We start from the raw sequence: 23476 nt of genomic DNA, 5'->3' as shown, positions 1-23476 counted from the left end.
GCGGCCGCGTTTTCACGCCTGGCTTTCTTTACGTGATTCGCAACTTACCTGCCCTCATGCGCCGCAATAGTTCCGCTCGAAACTCGCTAAACCGTTAAAACGGTTCCGCTCCTCCCCCTTCTTCTCTTGCAAATTTCCCTTTTAAAATTAGCGCCTTAAATATTTTACATTGTAATGTTGTGAGCTTAATTCTTTTCATTAGACAGAAGCAACTTTTTAAATCCGCCCCGGCCCAGATAGCGAATCTTTTCTGCGATATCTTCCTCATCGAGAATCTCTTCTTCGATGATGTAGTGGACATCCAGCAAACCGCCGGCTTTATAACCCGTGCGCATGTAATTCATTTCGTCCAGACACAAGCTCCACCCTTCAAACCAGAGGTCCAGTTCTTTGCGTTGTTCGGGCGTTCCGCCAAAATGCACCAGTAAATCGATATCGCTTCCGGCCTGAGCCGTACCGTTTTTTGTGCTACCTAACAGATAGAGTCCCTTTACGCCAAACCGTTCTGCATCCAGTTGTTCGGCAATGCGTTCTGCCATTTGTTGGCGCCACTGCCAGTGATCGGCCAGCGAATGCCCGAAAAATTTAGACTCCTCCTCGCCTTCCAGCTCGCGAATGGTCTCTGGCGGCGCAATAAGTCCCACCGCTTTTTCCTGATCGCCATTCATCAAAATATGAAAGCGCAAACCATTCGTCTCCTGAGACACATCAATTACCCGAAGTACGCGGTCCAGATTAGTAAAAGAAGGCAGTAATTCGTAAAGACAGTTAAGCGAATTTTTAAAGAACTCTTCTTTAAACACAACATTTTCATCGTCCGGATAGAGCGGCAGATATTTAATATTAGCCTCCACCAGGTCCTGGAAAAAGTGCGTGCCAAAAGAAAGATCGGGCACGTAATTGCCCTTGCGTCTGGCGATTTCTATTAAAGCCGCCGTATTATTGATATCCGAATAGGTTACGCTGACGCCCAGTTTAATATCGCCGCGGCTGCCCCAGCGGCCTGGCCCCATTAAAATAAACTGTCTTTTAGGAAGAATTTTATTCAACTCTCCCACCGCCCTTCCAACGGCTTTCATTTCATTAATATCTGTAATTTCAGAATAGGCATCCGGATCGACGAACACGATAAACTTGATGTTATCGACGATGCCGTTCGTAATATATTTGTTGGCGGTAAAAATAGTGTGCTCTTCCGGTAAGTCTTTAGGGATTTTAGCCGGGGTAGAAAATTTTGAATGACTTTGCGGTCGGCATTGTAACAGATAGAATCGTTCACCATCATGGGCGAATTCAATGTCCACCGGCGTGGCCAGTTTATTTTGCAATACCTTTAAAACCTGTTTGATTTGTGGCAAAAATTTTGTGTTTTGAAACAGCCCGTTAAAAGTGACAACCGGGTCCACCTCTTCCAGATTCGTGTTAAAACCGACATTGCGGATCATTCCATGTTCATAAACCGAAACAATTTTTTCCACCATGGGATAATCATAGCCATGCTCTTTCAGCAACTTAACAATGTCCACAGTCTCAAATTTACAGGTTTTAAGATTAATGACGTCCGCTTTGCGCGGAGAATATCGAACGATTTCATCCAGACTGACATTGGCACGTAGAGATGGCTGGCCGGGAGCGACCAGGATTGGATAATCATCGCTCAGGCGATCGACGGCGCGCGTGCCCAGCCCGGGCACCAGGCGTACCAGTCCGTCTTCGCGCCGGATACGCGGCGACCAGCGGAATTCATTATTACTAAAAGCGACGCCGGCAAAGGCCGGAAAAAAATAATCCCCCACCTGCTTGCCCACCACTTCCTGAATCATCACGCCCATTTCTTCATGAAAATCGAGCAGGCCGCGCTCCGCGCGATACTCAATCGGATCCGGCCCAATGGTCGAAGCGTACACCTCGGCAATGGCATCCAGCAGGGCTTCCAGGCGCTCGGCTTTACTCCCCTGATTGGCGATAAACAGACTTTTATATTTTCCGGAAAAAGCCGATCCCAGACGGTCTTCTAACAAGCTTGAGCTGCGTACAATCAGGGGCTTTTCGCCAAAATCATCCAGAGCCATGGCCACCCCTTTCACAATTTCTGGCGGAAAGTGAGAGCTTTTAAAAAGCTGGACCACCTGGGGATATTCCTTTCGCACCTCGTTAACCGGTTTGTATTTTTGCTCCAGCAACTCATCCAGGTTATTGTAGTGCATAAAATAGATCATGGTATCGGAAGTAATATACCAGGTTTTAGGCGTACGAATGTTTTCAAACAAATTTTGCGGGTCTTCGACCGTTTTTAAAATGCGATAGGCCAGAAACATCCCGGCGCTCTTGCCGCCCAGTTTACCGTAACTGCCAATGGGAAAGATCATGCGCTTCAACAATTCATAAAAATCTCTTACGCGCACATAGTGTTTGGCAATGTTAATAAACTCAAGCTGGTCGGTGAAAAAGCGGCGTATCAAGGAAGCGCGCACCCCAATTAAAGAAGAAGGCGCCAGAGCCATGCCTTCGGGGTTGATTTGGTAATATCGGCGCAAGGCTTCGCTTATATCGGTTAGCGAGCTGTTGCTGTCGGAAGTGGCGCGCACCAGAAAGCTGGTTTTATCTTCCTGGATCCATTGTTGAATTTTAGAAAGAATTTCAGTATGAGTTAAATATCTCGACGCCAATTCGAAAATTTCGACCGCACGTTTATTAAGATCGGCTACATTTTCCTTTTTTAGCGGCTCGTTAACTTCGCCCAAAAGTCTTGACTCTTTTTCAAATGCGGCATAGGGATTAAATTGCTGTAATAGCTCGTTTGCCTCCTCGACTCCTTTCCAGACCAGTAAATTCAACATTTTGCGCGCAATGCGAAAGTAAAGGTCCGGATCGGTACGTTTTAAAAGCTCAAGGATCACCTCCCATTCCTCAGAGCGGTGCCCGGAAAACCTGCGTTTGGTAGTTTCCCACTTATCAAAGATCTTTTTTAATTTGACGTACATAATATGGAAAGAAAGGCGTTGAGCCAGAATGTCCAGCAGATGTTTTTCGTCCAGCAGAAAGGGGCCCACATCGCTGGCCGGCTTCTTTTCGATGTAACACACGCGAATCCAGCCAACCGGTCGTTCCTGAAAAATAAGATCTGCAGTTAGACCATATGGCGATTCTTTGTAATCATCGGTCTTAAACTCTTTGTTGTGGTATTTAATTTTGACTTTGCAAATTTCCGGGAACTGGAAGGCGGTGGGCAATAAGTTAACGATTCTTTTAAAAACATCGTCGATCGTCAGTTCATCATGGTGCAAAATTTCTTCAATCTCATAAAGAACGTTGAGCTCTTTTACCCGTTCTTCGAGGGTGTCGATTAATTTATCGATGGATTGGATTTGTTTTTTTCTGGTCATCATACATCCAACATTAAATGAATACGGTTGATTAAGTTTACTTGATAGCAATAAAGATAAGAAATCCGGCGGCCAATTGCCACCGGATTTCGAGTAAGGGAGGAGCAAAAAAATTCAGGAATCAGACCCAACCGCGATCTTTGCAGGCCTGCGCCACACGCTCGATGGCAATAATGTAAGCCGCATCACGCATGTACAATTTGCGTTTGTCGGCCAGATTAGCGACCGACCAGAAAGCGGAGGTCATTTTATCATCCAGTCGTTCCAGCACTTCTTCTTTGGGCCAGTAAAAATTCATGTTGCTTTGCACCTGCTCAAAATAGCTGCAGGTAACCCCGCCAGCGTTGGCTAAAAAGTCCGGCACCACAAAAACGCCCCGTTTTTCCAGAACAGCGTCGGCTTCTGGCGTGGTAGGCCCGTTGGCGCCTTCTGCAATCAGCTTAACGCGTTTGCTAATGCGCTCCACATTGTCTGCTGTAATCTGGTTTTCAAGCGCGCAGGGCAGCAATACATCTACATCCTGATCCAACCACTGGTCGCCCGGCAAAACCTCATAACCCAATTCGCGGGCTTTGTCCTTGTCAATTCCGCCAAAGCGATCGGTAATGCCGAGCAACTCTTGCAGGTCGATTCCCTCCATTTTACGGAAGGCGTAAGAAGTTTGATCGTTTTGATCCCAGGAAGAAACGCAAATCACTTTACCGCCCAGTTGCGTATATTTTTCAATAGCATATTGCGCCACATTACCAAAGCCCTGAACGCTGGCCACGCTTTCTTCAATTTTCATATTCAGATGCTTCATGGCCTCGCGCACGGTAAAAATCAGTCCGTAGCCGGTCGCTTCTGTGCGGCCAAGCGAACCGCCCATGCCTACCGGTTTACCGGTGATAAAACCCGGGTAACGTCCGCCGGTCAGCGCTTCGAATTCATCCAGCATCCATAACATGTGCTGAGCATTAGTCATCACATCGGGGGCAGGCACATCGGCCGTTGGCCCGACATTTTTAAACACCTGACGCACCCAGCCGCGGCTAATCTGTTCCTGTTCTCGGGGACTTAGATTATGCGGATCGCAAATGACGCCGCCCTTGCCGCCGCCCAGAGGCAGATCGGCTACCGCGGTTTTCCAGGTCATCCACATGGCCAGCGCGCGTACGGTGTCCACCGTTTCCTGCGGATGAAAGCGAATGCCGCCTTTAGCCGGGCCGCGCGCATCATTGTGCTGAACGCGGAATCCTCGAAAGACCTTAACGCTTCCATCGTCCATGCGCACGGGAATACTAAAATGGTATTCGCGTAGCGGATTCCTCAAAAGTTCTCGAGTGCCTTCATCAAGGCCTATCATATCGGCAACTTTATCAAATTGTTTTTGAGCCATTTCAAATGCATTGAATGATTTTTCAGCCATGGCTTTTCCCTTTCTTAATTTATGATGAACGCTCTTTTCAACGACCAGTTAAAGGGTATAATTTAAGCATTTATTTAGCAAAAAGAAATTTCTTTATTTATTCAATTTCTTTTTGAAAGAACAAGAATTATTTCCGGGTAACATTCATTTTAACAAATAGTTATGAAACGATATTTACAGGATATCAAAAAAAGATTGAGTATAGTTTCAAAATAAGGAAAAATATCACAAATTTTGCCCAATCACAATAAAGACGCCTGCAAATAATTTTTAAACAAACCAAAACATTGTTCCTTTTTTTTTGTGCGCTTGCATTCCCTCCGGCAGCCCAGCTCAAGTCGAATTGGGCAAGGGCTTTTATTTTCTTTAAATTTAATTGAAAATGACAGCGAATCTTCTGAAATTATTGAAATGGAACGATTAAGAGTGAAAGATCGATGAGAGTAAGCAAGACCAAATTGCTGGTCATGATCGGCCTTGGATTGTTTTTGTTCGGATCCTGTAAAGAATCCTCCACGCCCCGTGTGCAAACAGACGGAGAAGAACTGCGCCAGGCATTTTCTTTGTACGGTTATGCCTTGCAATTGACGCCGGAAAATCTCTTAAGCTGGCGTGTAAAGCTGGAAAACATCTCTGGCGGCGCCACCTTAAAAAGGGCGATTGAACCAAAACGCCATTTTTCGCCGTCATTAATTTTGGCTCATGGCGATACGACATTTCTGTTTACACTGTTACAAGAAACGTTCATGTTAACTAACCGACAGATCGATCAATTACGACAAAGTCAAAATGCCCGATCCTTAAAATGGTTAAATAAGGCGGCCTTTGAGCTGGCCAGGATTTCCATTTTGGCGACATTTGAGCCGGAGCGCCAGGCCGACTTAAGAAAACAAAGCAGGCCTTTGAACACCTTTACGGTCACTTTGTTAGCCAACGGGCGCTCAGATGCGAGGTTTCTTTCTCAACGCTGGCTGACGCTGCAGAACATCTTTAACGGGCTGACCGCACAACACCTCGCAACAGGGCTGAACAACGGTAGAACTGGTTTTGTATGGGCCTGGTTAATCACAGGCGCTCTATTATTCATAACCGCTCTTCTTGTCTTAAAGGTATTGCAATATCGGCGAGGGATGGAGCAACTTCTTAAGGGAATCCGCAAATTTATCCCGCAGGCCGAACAACCTTTACCTCCTCGAAAAAAAAGATTTTACGACACCCGAGACCGGATTATTGAAGCCTTTAGGCAGTTGAGACAAAACCAGGTGGAAACCGAACAAAAACTTCTCACAGCGGCAGGGCGTTCTCGCCTATTCGAACAAAAATTAGGCGAAATAGAAAATACATTGCAAGAGGTCCTGAGCCTGCAGGAATTTTTGTGGGAAAAAGCGTCCGTTGCCCTGGCGCTCATCGATGATGAAAGGCGATTTATCCGCGTCAATCAGACATTTTGCAAACTGGCTCGTTTAACAGAAGCAGAGCTTTTAGGGCGTCCCTATTCCTCCATTTTCCAGGCGGATGGCAAACTCCATGCAGAAAAGATGCTGTTCCAGAACAATAACGGCTCCGCTAAAGACGGTTCAAAGGCAGAAAAACACATCCTCTGGTGCGGTCAAAAAGTGTGGTGGAAAACCAATATCTTTTCTTTATCGGATTCAGGTGATGAAGCAAAATTAATCATGATCGAAGATGTAACACACTGGCTGAAACAAATTCATGAACTTTCACAAAAAGCAAAACATTTCAAATTACTCTTCAATCAGACCAACGATCCCGTTTTTGTCAATCAATTGACGCGTGAACAACGTTTTGGCCCCTTTGTCGAGGTCAATAAAAAAGCCATCGAAACCTACCTGTATTCCCGGGAGGAGTTTAAATATTTGAATCCATTAACGTTGATTCCTGCAGAACATCGCGCCAAACACGAAGAGATCACGCAAAAGCTGGTTAAAGATGGACACGTGATTTACGAAATCGAATATTTCCGCAAAGACAAAAGGCGCATTCCGGTGGAAATAAACGCGCACCTGTTTGACTATCGCGATCAACCGATGATTTTATCCATTGTGCGCGACGTCTCGGAGCGCAAACGCGCCCAGCAATCATTAAAAAAATTCGGCCTGCAGCTGCGAAACCTGGCTTCTCGCCTGCAGGATATTCGGGAAGAAGAGCGTTCGATGATCGCACGGGAAATTCATGATGAATTGGGACAATTATTAACGGTTCTGAAAATTGAAATTTCGCTGTTGTGCAAACGTTTTGAAATCGATAATCCCCAGGTAAAAACAAAAGTTGGCACCATATCCGATTTAATCAATCAGGCGGTTCAAACCATCCAACAGATTACGGCCAAACTACGGCCGAGTATTCTGGATGAAGTGGGATTGATCGCCGCCCTGGAATGGCAGGCCGAGGAATTCAGCAAACACACCGGAATTCCCTGCAAAACGCATTTTCCGCAAGAAGAGATTGAACTGGATCGCGAACGGGCCACGGCGCTATTCCGCATTTTTCAGGAGTCGCTAACCAACATTGCGCGCCATGCTCAGGCCAAACGCATCTCAGTATTTTTAAAGATTTCACCGCAAAAAGTGATTCTGGAGGTCATCGATAACGGGCTGGGAATCAATCGACAGCAAATTGAATCGCCCCAGTCTTTGGGTATATTGGGCATGCGCGAGCGAGCCATGGTTTTCGGCGGGCACCTGGAAATTCACGGCGTGCCCGGCCAGGGCACCAGAGTAAAAGTAGAGCTCCCGCTGGGGGAACAATGAACACGGAACGACGAACAATCTTATAAAAGTGTGAAGCCGTGAACACTGATAAACAAGCAGAAAATATTGAAGCAAATGATAAAATTTAGCGAATGAATAAATTTCACCCAATGTTAGCGGAGAGTGAAATGATACGTATTTTAATCGCGGATGATCATGCCATTGTAAGAGCCGGTTTAAAGCAAATTGTCGCTCAGGAAAAAGACATGATCGTCGAAGGCGAAGCCGGGTCGGTTGATGAATTGTTGCAGCTTTTACCGCAAAAAGAATGGAGCGTTTTAATTCTGGACATCAACATGCCCGGTCGCAGCGGGCTGGATGTTCTAAAGGAGATCAAAACCCGCTACCCGGCGTTGCCTGTTTTGATTTTGAGTATTTACGACGAAGAGCAATACGGACTGCGCGCCATTCGTTCCGGCGCCGACGGCTATTTAAAAAAGATCAGCGCGCCGGAAGAATTGATCTCGGCCATTCGTAAGCTAATTTCCGGCGGAAAGTACATCAGCCCTACCCTGGCGGAACGGCTGGCCAATACCTTTACCGGCAAGCTATCCGAAAAGCCACACGAAAAACTTTCGCCCCGCGAATACCAGGTTATGTGTATGATTGCAGAAGGCAAATCGGCTGAAGAAATCGGGGAAACTCTGGCGATTAGCGCGCATACCGTGTATTCTTACCGGAATCGCATTTTGCATAAACTAAACATTAAGTCCAATATTGAATTAACGCGCTACGTGCTTGAGCACAAGCTGATTTAACAAAGCGGGATTGCGTTTCGCCTCCATCGCAAAAAGCTTTGTTTTATTCATTTGTAAACGCTCTATTGGTTAAGGCAAAAAAAGCTAACAGCTTCCGGTCTTTATGCCTTGTTTTGGTGAAGGCCGGTTGATCTCAAAGAAACCCCTTGTAATAATTTCTGCTACAAAAAAATCATAATTTCTTGCCTTTTTACCCACCATTTGCTTTCGTATATTTGCCTATAGAATCATCAGGAAAGTTAAGATGAGAAGCGAAAAATTTACAAGTTTGTTTACCCTCCGATTTTTCATTTTTAAAATCCCCATAGATTTACTATCACTCAAACTTTTAAGGAGGTTGACATGAGTACGTTTGTTGAAGATTTGATGGCAGAAGTAAAAGCTAAAAACCCCAACGAGCCTGAATTTCATCAGGCGGTTCTGGAAGTTGCCGAATCGCTGGCTCTGGTTTACGAACGTCATCCGGAATATCGTTCGGCAAAGATTTTGGAACGGATTATCGAGCCGGAACGTGTGGTAATGTTTCGCGTTCCATGGCTGGATGATCAGGGCGAAGTGCAGATTAACCGCGGTTTCCGCATTGAGATGAACAGCGCTATTGGTCCGTACAAAGGCGGTTTGCGTTTTCATCCTTCCGTAAACCTGGGCATTCTAAAATTTTTGGCTTTTGAGCAGGTATTCAAAAACAGCTTAACCACTTTGCCCATGGGCGGCGGCAAAGGCGGTTCCGATTTTGATCCCAAAGGCAAAAGCGACAACGAAGTGATGCGTTTTTGCCAGAGCTTTATGACCGAACTTTACCGCCATATTGGCGCCAATACCGACGTGCCGGCCGGCGACATTGGCGTGGGCGCACGCGAAATCGGTTACCTGTTCGGGCAGTACAAACGAATCAGAAATGAGTTCACCGGTGTTTTGACGGGTAAAGGCATCAACTGGGGCGGTTCTCTGATTCGCCCGGAAGCAACCGGTTATGGCGCTGTGTATTTTGCGGCAGAAATGTTAGCCACACGCGGCGAAACGCTGGAAGGCAAAGTATGTCTCGTTTCCGGCAGCGGCAACGTCGCTCAGTACACCACCGAAAAGCTGCTTGAATTAGGCGCTAAAGTGGTTACCCTGTCCGATTCCGGCGGCTTTATTTACGACGAAGAAGGCATCACCCGTGAAAAATTAGATTTTGTGATGGAATTAAAGAACCTGCGCCGCGGTCGCATTAAAGAATATGCCGAAGAATTCAAGAGCGCGGTTTACACGCCGGCCGATCCGAACCTCGATCACAATCCGATGTGGGATATCAAAGCCGACTGTGCCTTCCCGAGCGCAACGCAAAACGAAATCAACGGCAAAGACGCTGAAAACATGGTTAAAAACGGCGTATTTCTGGTCAGCGAAGGCGCTAACATGCCCACCACCATCGAAGGCGTCAGGGTATTCCTGGAAAATAACGTACTCTACGGCCCGGGTAAAGCTGCCAATGCCGGCGGTGTAGCCGTATCCGGCCTGGAAATGGTACAAAACAGCATGCGTCTGCCCTGGTCGCGCGAAGAGGTGGACAATCGTCTGCGTCACATCATGAAGAGCATCCACAAAACCTGTGTTGAAACGGCAGAACGTTACGGCACGCCTGGCAATTACGTAAACGGCGCCAATATCGGCGGCTTTTTGAAGGTAGCCAACGCCATGCTGGATCAAGGTGTGGTTTAATTCCTGAATTCTCTAAATACTTAAAACACGAAAAGGGGCTTAACGCCCCTTTTTTTATTATGCCTGTAAAATAAAAAAGCCTCCCGAAAATCTACATTTCTCGGGAGGCGCCTTTCAAATAGCTTCAATCAAACCAGACTTTTATTTCCTGCGTTCATTAAAACGGTAATACAGGGAAAATAAAAAGCCGACAAGCATGATGACCGTGCCCAACCACAGGATGTTGATAAAGGGTTTAATGGTAACCTCCGCAGCCAGTATTTCTTTTCCGGCCTCCGGAGTTTCATTGGCCTCGTTCACCACAATGGTAATTGACTTTTGTTCGACATTTATTCCATTTAAGAAAACTTTTGATTTATTGTCCACAAAGGTGGCTGGTAGGGGTTGTCGGTCATCTCCTTTGATAGAAATGCCCGGCCGTATTTCTCCTACCAGTTCTCCGCTATTTTTGTCGTAAATTTCCACAATCGCTTTTAACATCATTTCATCCGCACCCATCTGATGCGAATTCATATCATAGGCTTTGAATAGCAACAGGAAATTATGGAAATCTGTTTTTTGCCCTTTAATTAATGTCACCGTGTGTCCCGAGGTCATGGTATCTTCCGGCGGAATAATTTGAATGGGAGAAATATAAAGATCGCGTATCCATTTATTCTCAACAGAAGGGCCAACCATCCAGGCCTGGCTGTAGTCGCTCCAGTAAAACTTGCCCATGGTTTTCTTTCCGTCAACCATTAATACCACATGGTCTTTACCGTTGGCGGCCGGCATTCGCCCTTGATAAACGATTTCATATCCAAATACTTCTTTGGGCATATCTTTAGGAAAAGTTGTTTTAACAGAATGATCGTAAACCGAAGAGGTGATGATACCTATCATCATCAATCCAAGACCGGTATGAACCAGATACCCCCCAAATCCCCAATTCTTTTTGCGCAACATCTTAATTACAAGCTGTCCGTTAATTAAAATCATAAACACGGATAATGTCATGATTAGCAGAGGGATGATCTGTTTTACACCGGCAAAGAAGAAGATGATTCCCAGAACAATGCTGATTACGGCATGCACAGCAACCGTGCGTAATTTGTCCCAGCTTGAACTTTTCCAGCGCAAAAGAGGAGATATGGCGATCAAAACGGCCATTAAAACGGCAAACGGCCCAGCCATGTAATTGTAATATTCGATGGCAAAACTTTCCGCTTTTTCTTTAAAAAGCCCGCTAAGCAACGGCCACGAAGTTCCAACAAGGGTAAAAATACCCATTAAAACCAAAATCAGGATTCCCAGATTCATAAAACTCTCGCGCGTGGCCAGGTCGGTGTGAACGGGGTGATATTTAACTTCATTAACGCGGAATAAAAAGATCAGCAGTCCAATCGTCATAAACAACAGCACAAAGCCAATCAGATAGGAGCTGATTTCCGATTCTCCGAAAGAGTGCACCGAAAAATCAGTCAGAATGCCGCTCCTGGTTAAAAAGCTTCCCCAGAGCACAAGAATAAAGGTCATAATGGACAACAATAAATTGATCTTCTTCATCCCGCCCTGCCGTTTCTGAATTAACAATCCATGAATCAAAGCAAGGCTAAATAGCCACGGAATGAGCGAACTATTTTCAACCGGGTCCCAAGCCCAATAACCGCCCCAACCGAGGGTGGTGTAGGCCCAGTAACCGCCTAAGATAATACCGGCGCCCAGGGTCATTGCCGTAAAAACGACAAATGGGAAGGCCGGTTTAACCCACTTGTCATAATTTCTCTTAACCAGAGCGGTAAGGGCAAAAGAAAACGGCAGCATGGTGGCAGAATAACCGGCAAACATAACCGGCGGATGGATAACCATCCAGGGGTCCTGCAACAACGGGTTTAACCCCGCGCCATCAGGGGGGATTACACCTACAGCAAAGTTGATAGGATTAATTTCCCAGACATAGGTAAAAGGATTTTTCTTAATTAGAATCATGGCAATAAAAGCCATAATCAAATTAAAAAAACTCATCACCATAGGCTCGTCTTCTTTGCGCAGGTGCAGAATCCACAAGCCGTAAATCACGCCAAAAAGAAGCCACAATAATAAAGTGCCTTCCTGGCCTGCCCAGAATGTGGAGATCAGATAAAAAAGGCTTAAATCTCGTGAAGAATAACTAAAAACATAGCTCCATTCAAAATGATGCGCTAAAATACCATACAACAACAATACCGTTTGAAATACGATTAAGACGCCAGCCGCGTAAAAAGCGGTACGGGCGAATGTAAGTAAAGATTCCTCTCTGCGCCGGTCGTACAAATAATAGGCGACCACGCTCAACATCAGGGCTACAAACGTTAGTACGGTAGCCATAATGCCAGTAATCATAGCTCGCTCCCTTCTGGTTGATACTTGGAAGGGCATTTGACCAGAAGTTCTTTGGCATGAAATACGCCGTTTTCATACTTGCCTACACAAACAATGTGCGAGGCCTGATCAAAATTACCGGGTTTGGCTCCATCATAAACGACATCCAGCAATTCGCCGTTTTCATCCCGGATCTGAAACCTGAACTGATTGGTCTTCACGTCGAAATGCCCGCTCCCCACGCGTTCGCCTTTAACCTGCACCGTTTCATTACTTTGCCTGGCCTCGCCAATGGTAACGTAAGGCGTAAGCGAACTGTTAAAAGATATTGCGGCCCAGATGGTGAAACCAACAATGATTAACCCACCAATGATATATTTTGAACGCATATCTGGCGCTCCTTTTTTCGTTTAACTTTTAAGAATCCGATTTCTCGTTTGAATGTAGATGTTTAATCTCTTGTTCCAATTTTTTTACGGCGCGGTCTGTTTTCCATAAATAAACAAAAATACCGCTCCAGATAACCAGATTGATGATCATAACCACATATTCGGGATTCATTTTATTCCTCCAAAAGTTTATTTTCTTCATGTAAACGTAAAAGCATCTGTAATTTTACCTGAGCCTTACGCACCTTAAACAACCAGAAATATAAAAGCGTATGAAAAAACAGAGAAGAAAAGAAGACGATGCGTTGGCGAAATTCCAGATGAATTTTCCCCTGGGTATTAATTACCGGGTCAGGATGCAATGAAAAGTAGATGCGCGGCACGATGAAAATAAAAAACGGTACGGTTACAAAGGCCAACAAAGAATAGACTGCAGACAATCGCGCTTTACGATCCTCCTGCTCCACGGCAGAGCGTAACGAAAAATAGGCGCCATAAATCAATAGCAGGATAAAGATCGATGTTTGACGCGGATCCCAGTTCCAGAATGAGCCCCAGGTAACTTTTGCCCAGATCGAGCCGGTTACGGTCGCCAGAATGGCAAACAGAATGCCCAGTTCATTGCTAATCTGGGCATAGGCATCGTACAACAAATCTTTAGTGCGCAGGTACATAAAACTATAATAGGCCGCCATAAAAAAGAAAACCACACATATCCAGGCTACCGGCACATGAAAATAGAAGACACGCGTGTATTCTTTTAACACTCTGGGTTCCAGAGGCGCCCAGGTAAACGCCCCAATAATGACCAGAACAATCCCAGGGTAAATAATTATTTTCCATAATTTAGACATCTTCAATCCATCCCCCGTTTTATTTATCTTTGTAACGATTTAACGGTCACATTTCTTCCGCGCCTCATTCATTCCAGACAAAATCGAACAACAAAACACTGGTTACAATGATGATAACCCCATAAGCAAACAGCGCCTGTAGTTCGTTTTGCGCTTCCATTAGTTTTACGGATTCAGACGCTTTGCGCGTGGCGCTAATTCCACTGATCAGCACGGGTAAAAGAATGGGAAACGATAGAACGGTAAATAACGCTCCCTTTGTGCTGGCTTTGGAGATGATCGCCGCAACCATTGTCCCTCCGGCAGCCAAACCAAAATTGCCGATTAAAAGGGTGAGTAAAAATATTTGATAATTTAAAATCTTAAAATTCATCACCGCTATAAATAAAGGGATTAAAATAACTTCTAATAACATCAATAAGATCAGATTAAAAAGAAACTTGCCCAGATAAATACTGGTCGGCCGGGCAACTAATTTAAGCGTATCGGCCGTGTGCGTCTCTTCTTCTCTTATAAAAATATGCGAAAGTCCGGACATCGATGAAAAGAATAAGATGATCCAGAACAGCGATGCCAGAATACGCGCCGTAGCCGTATAGGTGCCAATAGAAAAGGAAACCGCGCTCAGGGTTACAATGGCAAAAAGCAAAATGGCATTAATCGCGTAACGCGTTTTAAATTCCTGCTGAATATCTTTAAGAAAAATAAGCCAGACCTGTTTCATCAGTTTCCCACTTTAATTATTTGATCTGCCAGCAATAAATCGTCCTGATCATTGGTAGAAATTACCAAAATTTTTTCTTTTTTATGTTCTTCTAAAATACGATAAACAGCCTGTATCCCTTCCTGATCCAGATTTGAACGCGGTTCATCAACAAACAGAATTTCAGGATCATGCATTAAGGCGCAAATGTATTTCAGACGCTGCTGCATACCGGAAGAATATGTTTTGACGGGATCGTCCTCACGACCGGCCAGCTTAAATAACTCCATCATCTTTCTGATTTTTTCCGAATAATTTTTCAGATTACGCATGCGGGCAAAAAAATCAATATTTTCCTGAGCGGTTAATTCCTGATAAAGTTGCAAATAAGGGCCTACCAGACCAATGTACCGGTAAATCTCGCCCCGTTCAATAACATTCCCATTATTACGGTAAATTACCTTTCCACGCGTCGGAGCCATTAAATTACAGAGAATTTTGACAAGCGTCGTTTTCCCTGAACCGTTTGCCCCGGTAATGGCAATGGATGAGCCGCTTTTGACCTGGAAGCTAATATTTCTCAGAACCAGAAAGTTTCCGAATCGTTTAACAATTTTCTCAGCGATCAATTCCATTTTAAAATCTGACAAAACCTTAACAGAACCTCTTATTAAATAAAAAATTTAAATTAAACAAATTTAGAGAATGAGACAAATAAATCAGAAAGTTTTTGGAAAGCTTCTTTCCTAAGATCTGTCTCGCCATGGAGGCTGTTGCAAATTCAGTTTGAGTAAAATTCAAAAAATTTGTAAATTCTGGGCGACAGATAAAACAAGTAATAACAAAGGAATTCCATGAGTTTTATTACTTATAATCGCTCACAAATGAATCTCTTTGGCTATAGTGTGGAAGATTTTGCCAGAGACGATCCAAAGAGTCGATTTGTAGTGGAGTTGGTTTCGCGCCTTGATTTAAGTGCACTTTATTCCCGTTATAGTTCACAAGGCGGTGATTCTTATGCCCCAGACATGATGCTTGCCTTATGGTTTTATGCTTATAGTAACGGCATTACCAGCACCCGTAAGCTGGAGGAATTGTGTAAATATGATACGCGCTACATTTATATCACTGGGAATCAGCATCCGGATCATAGTACATTAAGTCGTTTTCGCAAGGCACATTTGGATTTATTAGACCAATATTTTGTAGAGATACTTTTAATTGCCCAGGCCGAAGGCATAAGTAGTTTCAACCAGATAGCCATAGATGGCACGAAAATCAAAGCGCACAGCAGTAAGCGTCATGGCTACACTGAGGATCAATTAGACAAACGTATAGAGAAGTTAAGAGCAGAGATCAAGCAATACATGCAGCGCTGTAATTTTGTAGAACAGGGGGCCACGGATGAATTAGATTTAGAAACTCTTCGAGCGGAGAAAGAACGGCTTGAGCGCTTAGAGAAAGAGATATTAGAACGTAAAGCCCAATTGAAAGAGCGTAAGAAACAGCTCAAATCAGAACACCGTTCAAGACATCAAATAAATGTAAAAGAGCCGGATGCCCGCATGATGCCTTCGGTGGATGGACCGGGCTATAACGCACAATTAGGCGTAGATATGTCCAGTCATTTAATAGTAGCTCATGAAGTCGTAAGCCAGCCCAACGACCAGGGTCAATTCATACCGATTCAAGAACAAGTAGAGAAGAATCTTGGTTCAGATGATAAGCGATCTTACACGGCCGATTCCGGTTATCACAATAGCACAGACCTAAAAGAATTGGAAGAAAAGCAGATTGATGCCGTAATAGCCGATCCCCAGTTATCCAATCGTTCGATAAAGGAGACACCAACCTCCAAGGAAGAATTGCAAAAAGAAGAAAGAAAACTAAAACGAAGTGATTTTGTGTATCATGAACAGGGAGATTACTATGAATGTCCGACGGGTAAGAAGCTTTTTCCAGTTGAGAGGAATAGCGAACGGATCGTATATCGTTCCAATGATTGTCAGGACTGTCCCTTAATTAATTTATGTATTTCCAGTAAAAAGAAAGTTAAGCAAATCCATCGTTCAGTTAATGAGAGTTATTGCGAACGTATGGCGAAAAAGTTACAAACTTCAGCGGCGCAGGAACGACTAAAGAAGCGTTCGGTGACAGTTGAACCTGTTTTTGGTAACTTGAAGCATAATTTAGGCTATCGTGGATTTTCCTTATCTGGTCTTAATAATGTTCGTAGTGAATTTACGTTAATGTGTATTGGGCATAATATTAATGTTCTATTTAAAAATATGTTAGGGAAACGTTTAGCAGCGTTTATAACAGCATCACAAGAAAAAGATGATCTATTAATTTTATTTTCAAAGAATATTTTGGCGTTTTTAATTCTATATTTTGCCCAACGCTTAAGAATGAGAAAAAATTATCAATATCGGAGAATATAAGCATTAATTCCTCCCCCCCATGCAACAGCCTCCATGGCGGGATGCGAAAATTTTTGTGCCGCAGAAATGGTTGAATAGTTGATTAGTTGAATGGTTGAATGACAACTGTCCACATTCAGCGTTCCCCTCTCCCAGACTTTATTCTGGAAGAAGGGGGGCAGGTAGTGAGGGCATTTGAAATTATTTTTAATTTAAAACACTCTTTGCGCCCTTTGTGACTTCTCTGCGCGCTGTGTGCTGTGCGCTCTGTGGTTGCTTAACCCCCTGCGGAAATTTTTTTGGTTGCCGCCATGGAAATTAAAGTATTCATTCGGCAGGCGGCTATTTACTTTTCCTTTTAAGGTCAATGCATTTGTGTCGGTGTTTAGTCTTCGGCGTCCTTTCCTGTTGTCCCCCACAATGAACATACCTGCCGTTCTGTTAATGATTAGCTTGAACGATGTCCAGATCCAGCCGTAAAACTAAAAAAGCCCCCGGAAAGGGGGCTTTAATTAAATTATTAAATCAGGCAATTTTTTAATAGCGAACCGTAATGCCTATGTTAAAAAAGCGCGGCAGGCCCATAAATACTTCTGCGTCGTCTGCAGAGTGGGTTTTGCCATTGCTGGTATAAGCATTGTACTGGCTATTGTCCGTGGCATCCTGTATGTAAATCTGATCAAATACATTGTAAACATGGGCAAAAACTCTGAATTTCACGCCCTGAAAATGGAAAGGCAGATCATACATCACGTGCAAATCCATCACGCCATAATCCGGCACTCTCCATGGTTGAGCGCGATCGGCCAGATCTATTCTGTCAAACGGATTAAAGTCTGACCAGTAACGGGCATAATATCTATAAACTATCTGCGTATTCAAACCGCGAATTGGGAAGAATGAGCCGGCAAGAGCCAACTGCGTTTGCGGAGCATCGCCCACCATCAGGTCGCGGATGTAGATGCTGTACGGAATACGGAGTCCGGTTTCGATGTAGCGCGCCTCGCCCTGAACATCTTTTGTGTACATCCAGTGTCCGATAGATCCGGCAAAGTCCAGACGCCATAAGCGCGAAGGTTGATAGGCGCCTTCAAATTCAATACCGTAATGCTCCTGATTCACACCGGAGAGATAGACCAGATATTCTTCGCCTTCGAACGGAAAAGAACTTTCGCGGAAAGTGCGGTTATTCCATTTGGTGTAATAGACATTGGTTTTTAAAACAAACTGGCGATTGGCCGAAGTATAATTCATACCAAATTCCACAGAGGTAAAAGTGGAATTTTTGTAATCCTCATTTTTAATTCCATTGTAATCGTCAATTACATCATCAAAAATGGGTACTTTAGAAACATAACCGGCATTGGCATAAACCTGTGTCTGATCGGTAGAACGATAACTAACGCCGCCCTTAATCTGATAGCCCGGCAACACGTCGGTTTCGGCTTTTAACTTACCGCCATCCGGTCCTTTTTTGAAGTGGTTCAGATAAGAGTATTTAATTCCGGAATAACCGAACATACCATAGGCCGTTGTACGATCTTTGGAGTATTCAGCCTGAACAAAGCCGCCCAGCCAGTCCACATCATTGGTAAAATAATAGGCAATTTTATCGCCCAGCCCAACTTTTTTATTGGGATTAAATTCATCGGAATTATCGATGTAGTATTCGCCGCCCAACAGATCGCGCACTTCACGATAGTGGTCGATCTCGGCCTTGCGCCAGTCAATACCGATTGTAGATTTGATATTATCAGATACCTTATAATTAATCTTAGAAATGGCTCCAATGGTCCACTGGTTATTGCGGCTATTGCGCAAAATACCCAGCGACTGACCGTTTTCTTTGGTCAATGCTTTTTTGTCCACATAGTAAGTTCCCGCAGGTCCTCTATTCATTTCGATGGTTTGATCCCAATCATAAATCCAAGGCGACGGGCCATAATAGAACTTATAATTTTCACCGCCCAGAACGCCATTGGCATCGCGACGATAAACCTTTCCATACGTGCCGGTTCCGCCGCCGTGCCCGCCAGAATAATAGAATACGTTATACAGTGTCATGCGGTCGGTCAAATTTGAATACCAGTTCAAGTTCACAATCGGCTTGTGGAAAAAGTTTTCACGCTCATTGATAAAATTAGCGCTGTAACGATCATGCGTACTTTCGTTCCAGGCCTGTTTGCCTTTATAAGCAGGATTTACCGGCGCCCAGTTCTGATTGTACTCTCTGCCGCGTTCTTTAAATTTACTAAAAGCGGCCGGATCATAATCGGACAAACCGGCGGCATAGGCGCTGTCATAAACGGCGATATTCTGTTTATACAAATTTTGTCCGTGGCGTTGCGGCGCGCCCAGGGCGTAAATTTCTATGCGATTATTTTTATTAATATCCCACGAAGCGCCCAGATAATAGGCCCAGGCATCGGTCCAGGTTTTATCAATCAAGCCGTCGCCAGTTTTGCGCACCAATGCGGCATTAAAGGCAAACTTGTTGGCAATTAAACCGGTATTGGCCACAACCGTGGTCTTTAAGAACATACCCGTTCCGTATTCTTGCTTAAATTTAAGACCGGGCTTGGTTTTGGTAGGATCGGTAATCACATTCATCGTACCGCCAATGGAAGGCGTAGCCAGGTTAATGGCGCTCAAACCGCGCTGAACCTGAATGGAGGCCGTGGCATCGCCAACGCCATCCCAGTTTGACCAGTAAACCCAACCATTTTCCATATCATTTACCGGCACACCATTGATCATGATGGCCACATTTCTCTGATTAAAACCACGAACATTGATGCGTGCATCGCCAGCTCCGCCACCCTGCTGCGTGGCATAAACACTGGGCGTCGTGTTCAATACCATAGGAATGTCCCGCGAACCAAGACGAAGCTCCATCGCTTCTTTTTCAATGTTGGTAAAAGCCACCGGCGTTTCACGCTCTTTAGCGCGATCGGCTAATACTTCAATGGTTTTGGTAAACAAAAATTCGGTCAGGGCAAAGTCGTGCCTGACGTCTCCCTTAACCACAATTTCCACCTCCTGATCGGCATAACCGACAAAGTTACAGACCAGAGTGTAAACGCCATCAGGAGCTTTAAAATAATACATTCCATCCTGATCAGAAGCGGCGCCCATCGTGGTACCTTTTAAATAGACATTGGCTCCGGCCAATGGTTCACCCGTTGCCTTATCAATCACCTTACCGGCAATCGACCCGGCAAACAGATTAGAGGCAACAAAGAGTGTGAGGAAAAAAAGTAAATAGGTCTTCATAGAACCCCCTTAATAAATGGTTAGTGAAACAACTACTCTTAACTGAGTTAACAAAGTTCAACCCAGATTATTAGATTTGTGTTAAAATCATATTAAAAAAAAATGAGGTCAAAGACAAATCCTATCAAACAAAACTAACCTATGCATAAAAAAATAAAAGTCCCCTTACTAATAAGGAGACTAAATCAAATAAACAAATAAAAGACCGGGTATGTAGCAGAAGGCGTTATGTATGTTTATGCAAAAACTTGCATCTATATTACTAAAGGGCCGCGCAAAAGATACTTGTTTAGTTTTTTTTAACTTCGCTTTTAATTATTTCGCTGACCACTCTTTCTAAAATTTCCGCTCGATCATAAAATTTATTTTTTATTCTCATTTTGATTAATTCGATTTTTTTTCTCTCTAATTCACTCATATCATCATCTCTTTTGCTAAAAGATTTATTGTAAACCATTAACATTTTACCTCTTGCTAACAAAGGCTTTATTAAACTGTTTTAAATATTCGGATGGCTTAAAGAGAACTTTAGGGGAAGATCGGAAAGGTGGCAATTATTAGAATACTTCATATTTATGGCGGTGTGGTTGAATGGTTGATTAGTTAATTAGTTGAATGGTTGAATAGTTAGTCTGTCATTCCAAATTTGTTTCTGTAAATATAGTGAATTCCTACCACCGTTTATGTAGGGGCGAAGGATTTTCAGGGATAATTCAGCGCTGGTAAGCATTAATCTTTAGTCATATAAAAAAAGCGCTCTGAATAAAATAGGGTTGGAAATCCATCGCCTTTGCAAGTACGTTCATTCCTGATCTTTTGTCTGGGAGTGAGGATCGAGCGGGCAAGGGCAATTTAATTTAAAACATTCATTGCGCCCTTTGTGACTTCTCTGTGCGCTGCGCGCTGCGCGCCGTGCGCTCTGTGGTTGCTTAAATTCCTCTGCGGGAATGTTTTTGTTTGCTGCTATGCTGTACTAGAATTAAAAATTATCACGCGGAGCGGGAGGCTGTGCCCGAATTACGAATTACGAATAGTAGAGTGCCGATTTGCTTAGCTTTAGTCTTAAATGTTAAATAATTTTCTACGCTTATTGGCGTAATCTGCGAGAAAATTACTTTACGTACGTTGCGGTTGTGCTGCCTTAGTTGTTAATGGGAATCTCAAAAATTATTTTATTGCCAATTTCATTCTTTTCATCCAGATACATTTTACCGCCGTGCGCTTCAACGGCCAGATTGCAGAAGGTGAGCCCAAGACCGCGACCAACGCGGTATCCTTCTTTTTTGATTTCTATTTGACGAAATTTGTTAAATACATTATTGCCATACTTTAACGGAATCTGCTGACCATAATCATGAATAGAGGCGCCCACTGTATGTTCTGTTTTAAACGTCTTAACATCCACGCGCCCATCCGTCGGAACGTTTGCCAGGGCAAAACTCAACAGGTTATCAACAACCCGTTCCATTACGGAGACATCAAGCTTTATGTAAGGCATCTGTTCGACAAAATCCACATTAATCTGTTTATCTGCAGCTTCCGGAAAGTCTTTAATCCGCGCCAGACTGTTCTCCACCACGTCATTCAGGCTGGCCAGTTCCAGTTTTAGCGACATGGAACCCGTCTCTATTTTGGTGATGTCGATCAGGTTCATAACCATGCGCAGTAAATTTTGTGTGCTGCGATCAATGCGATCTACATATTTTTTAAGATTGGACATACTGTCATCGAGGCCCATCATCAACATTTGCAAGTTACCCTGAATCACAAAAATGGGATTCTTCATATCATGAATGATCAGATGATTCAGTTCCTCTTTGAACTGGTCCATCCGTAGCAAGCTTTGATTTTTTTCTTCAAGCTCCTTATTTTTTTGTTCTAATTCATCATGATATTTTTTTATGCGTAACAAAGATTTTACTCTGGTCAACAGTTCAATATTTTCAAACGGCTTGGAGATAAAATCATCGGCACCGGCCTCAAGGCTACGTATTTTACTTTTTAAATCTTTTAAGGCAGTAATCATAATAATGGGGATAAACTTGGTGGGAGACTTTTTCTTAATCCGTTCGCACACCTCAAAACCATCCATCTTAGGCAGCTTAATATCCAGAAGAATAAGATCCGGATTCTCTTTTTCTACTAACTTAAGAGCATCCACCCCATTATGCGCGGTAATGATTTTGTAGTTTTGCGGCTTTAAAAAATAGGCTATTAAATCTACGTTTTCCTTGTCGTCATCAACAATTAATACTTTGGGTTGCGTATCCATCGCCAGGTTTCTTTCCACTGTTAATTCAGGACATCAACTTATGAAGATTTTTCTTTGACTTCAAGTTTAAACGTAGAGCATTTTTGTAATTTCTTTACGCAACTTGGCCATGGTCTCTGAATGGATCTGAGAAATTCGTGATTCGGAAACATTTAATATCTTTCCGATTTCTTTGAAGGTTAATTTCTCGTAATAATACAGAGTGATGGCTAAACGCGTTTTCTCCGGCAATTTTTTAATGGCCTTTAATAACACTCTTTTCATCTCTTCTTCTTCAATTATTTCATCTGCTCTTACATAATCCTGATCTTCAATAAGATCGTAAAGGTTTTGCTTGCCGTTATTATCTAAAGGTTTATCCAATGAATACAGAGTGGCGGAGTTTAAATCTCTTTTAATATTTTTAACATCTTTTTCGTTTAAGCCCAGGCCGTTGGCAACTTCTTCATCCGTATAATTTCCAGAAAATTTTTGTTCCAACTCTACGCTTTTATCACGAAAATGATTCAACTTTGCCCTTAACGACCTTGGAATCCAGTCCAGCTTGCGCAGCTCATCAATGATTGATCCTTTAATACGAGGAATGGCATAGGTTTCAAACTTAATTCCGTATTCCGGATCGAAACGATCAATGGCTTCTGCCAGGCCCACCACGCCAATTTGATAAAGATCATTTTCTTCTAATGCTTGGGGATAGTTTTTAATCATCTTACGCACAACATATTTTACAAGTCCCATGTACTTAAGCAGAAGTTGTTGGCGGATTTTAAGATTGCGTTGGGTTTTGTAGTCTAACCACATGGCGTCTATAGAATTACTCATCATTACTCACTCCTCCATTTTTATTTGCTCAGTTATTTATTATGCATTTTCTATGCCAAACGGCGAAGATTTGTTCTTACAACGACACTTTAACCATTGTTTTAAAATGAGTTACAAAAAAGACATCGCAAAATAGATGGCGTTGATATTTCGGCCACTGCCTTAAAATCGTCCAAATAATGAACAATTTGGTGTATGAATTTTAGTCACTTGTTTTAAAAAGAATGGAATATTAACAGGGCTGTCATAGTATCGACCGGGCTGATTTGGTGCATATAAAAATGGAATGCAAAAAAAATTTTTTTGAGGCCATTTTTTTTGATTTAGGACTTGCGTTTTTTCAATCATTTTACTATTCTTACTCATCAATATTTTC

General features: G+C 43.4%; 16 protein-coding genes. 4 read left to right on the top strand and 12 right to left on the bottom strand.

Features of this window, described 5'->3' with window-relative positions:
- Positions 1–185: 185 nt before the first annotated feature.
- Both Cabys_RS05425 and Cabys_RS05420 read right to left on the bottom strand, forming a co-directional pair.
- The gene (locus Cabys_RS05425) at positions 186–3389 is read right to left on the bottom strand and encodes a PEP/pyruvate-binding domain-containing protein (protein WP_044281216.1); all 3204 of its coding nucleotides are present in this window, start codon (positions 3387–3389) and stop codon (positions 186–188) included.
- A gap of 118 nt (positions 3390–3507) precedes the next feature.
- Positions 3508–4794, bottom strand: coding sequence for a Glu/Leu/Phe/Val family dehydrogenase (locus Cabys_RS05420; RefSeq protein ID WP_006929159.1), 1287 nt, complete (start codon positions 4792–4794; stop codon positions 3508–3510).
- A 437-nt stretch (positions 4795–5231) separates the two neighbouring features.
- Here Cabys_RS05420 and Cabys_RS05415 point away from each other — a divergent pair, with 437 nt between their 5' ends.
- The 3 genes from Cabys_RS05415 to gdhA all read left to right on the top strand — a co-directional run bounded on the left by Cabys_RS05415 (position 5232) and on the right by gdhA (position 10027).
- Positions 5232–7565: a PAS domain-containing sensor histidine kinase gene (locus tag Cabys_RS05415; protein ID WP_006929158.1), complete on the top strand. Its 2334-nt coding sequence runs from the start codon at positions 5232–5234 to the stop codon at positions 7563–7565.
- Positions 7566–7693: 128 nt separating this feature from the next.
- Positions 7694–8323, top strand: coding sequence for a response regulator (locus Cabys_RS05410; protein ID WP_006929157.1), 630 nt, complete (start codon positions 7694–7696; stop codon positions 8321–8323).
- A 342-nt stretch (positions 8324–8665) separates the two neighbouring features.
- A complete protein-coding gene (gene gdhA, locus Cabys_RS05405; RefSeq protein WP_006929156.1) occupies positions 8666–10027 on the top strand; it encodes an NADP-specific glutamate dehydrogenase in 1362 nt (453 codons plus the stop codon).
- Positions 10028–10168: 141 nt separating this feature from the next.
- Here gdhA and Cabys_RS05400 read toward each other — a convergent pair whose 3' ends face one another.
- From Cabys_RS05400 to Cabys_RS05375, 6 genes are all read right to left on the bottom strand, one after another.
- On the bottom strand, positions 10169–12388 hold the full coding sequence (locus Cabys_RS05400; RefSeq protein ID WP_006929155.1) for a heme lyase CcmF/NrfE family subunit: 2220 nt from the start codon (positions 12386–12388) through the stop codon (positions 10169–10171).
- The gene (locus Cabys_RS05395) at positions 12385–12756 is read right to left on the bottom strand and encodes a cytochrome c maturation protein CcmE domain-containing protein (protein ID WP_006929154.1); all 372 of its coding nucleotides are present in this window, start codon (positions 12754–12756) and stop codon (positions 12385–12387) included. The genes Cabys_RS05400 and Cabys_RS05395 overlap by 4 nt, the downstream gene beginning before the upstream one ends.
- Before the next feature lie 28 nt (positions 12757–12784).
- On the bottom strand, positions 12785–12928 hold the full coding sequence (locus Cabys_RS05390) for a CcmD family protein (protein WP_006929153.1): 144 nt from the start codon (positions 12926–12928) through the stop codon (positions 12785–12787).
- Position 12929: 1 nt separating this feature from the next.
- On the bottom strand, positions 12930–13610 hold the full coding sequence (locus Cabys_RS05385; RefSeq protein ID WP_006929151.1) for a cytochrome c biogenesis protein: 681 nt from the start codon (positions 13608–13610) through the stop codon (positions 12930–12932).
- A 64-nt stretch (positions 13611–13674) separates the two neighbouring features.
- The gene (locus Cabys_RS05380) at positions 13675–14334 is read right to left on the bottom strand and encodes a heme exporter protein CcmB (protein ID WP_006929150.1); all 660 of its coding nucleotides are present in this window, start codon (positions 14332–14334) and stop codon (positions 13675–13677) included.
- Positions 14334–14948 (bottom strand): ABC transporter ATP-binding protein, encoded by a 615-nt coding sequence (locus Cabys_RS05375; protein ID WP_006929148.1) that lies wholly within the window; start codon positions 14946–14948, stop codon positions 14334–14336. The genes Cabys_RS05380 and Cabys_RS05375 overlap by 1 nt, the downstream gene beginning before the upstream one ends.
- Before the next feature lie 219 nt (positions 14949–15167).
- On the opposite strand from Cabys_RS05375, the gene Cabys_RS05370 reads away from it, so the two are divergent.
- On the top strand, positions 15168–16754 hold the full coding sequence (locus tag Cabys_RS05370; RefSeq protein WP_006926562.1) for an IS1182 family transposase: 1587 nt from the start codon (positions 15168–15170) through the stop codon (positions 16752–16754).
- 516 nt (positions 16755–17270) lie between these two features.
- Here Cabys_RS05370 and Cabys_RS05365 read toward each other — a convergent pair.
- The 4 genes from Cabys_RS05365 to Cabys_RS05355 all read right to left on the bottom strand — a co-directional run bounded on the left by Cabys_RS05365 (position 17271) and on the right by Cabys_RS05355 (position 23103).
- A complete protein-coding gene (locus Cabys_RS05365) occupies positions 17271–20006 on the bottom strand; it encodes a TonB-dependent receptor (RefSeq protein ID WP_006929146.1) in 2736 nt (911 codons plus the stop codon).
- 289 nt (positions 20007–20295) lie between these two features.
- Positions 20296–20469: a hypothetical protein gene (locus Cabys_RS20000; RefSeq protein WP_169313648.1), complete on the bottom strand. Its 174-nt coding sequence runs from the start codon at positions 20467–20469 to the stop codon at positions 20296–20298.
- A gap of 678 nt (positions 20470–21147) precedes the next feature.
- Positions 21148–22278, bottom strand: a complete 1131-nt coding sequence (locus tag Cabys_RS05360; protein ID WP_006929144.1) for a hybrid sensor histidine kinase/response regulator — start codon at positions 22276–22278, stop codon at positions 21148–21150.
- Positions 22279–22344: 66 nt separating this feature from the next.
- Positions 22345–23103, bottom strand: coding sequence for a sigma-70 family RNA polymerase sigma factor (locus tag Cabys_RS05355; protein ID WP_044281215.1), 759 nt, complete (start codon positions 23101–23103; stop codon positions 22345–22347).
- Positions 23104–23476 lie beyond the last annotated feature (373 nt).

Origin of the sequence: Caldithrix abyssi DSM 13497 (assembly GCF_001886815.1) — a bacterium.
Taxonomy (GTDB): domain Bacteria; phylum Calditrichota; class Calditrichia; order Calditrichales; family Calditrichaceae; genus Caldithrix; species Caldithrix abyssi.
The sequence above is the reverse complement of the archived record's forward strand: the minus strand, read 5'-3'. Positions and strand labels throughout refer to the sequence as shown.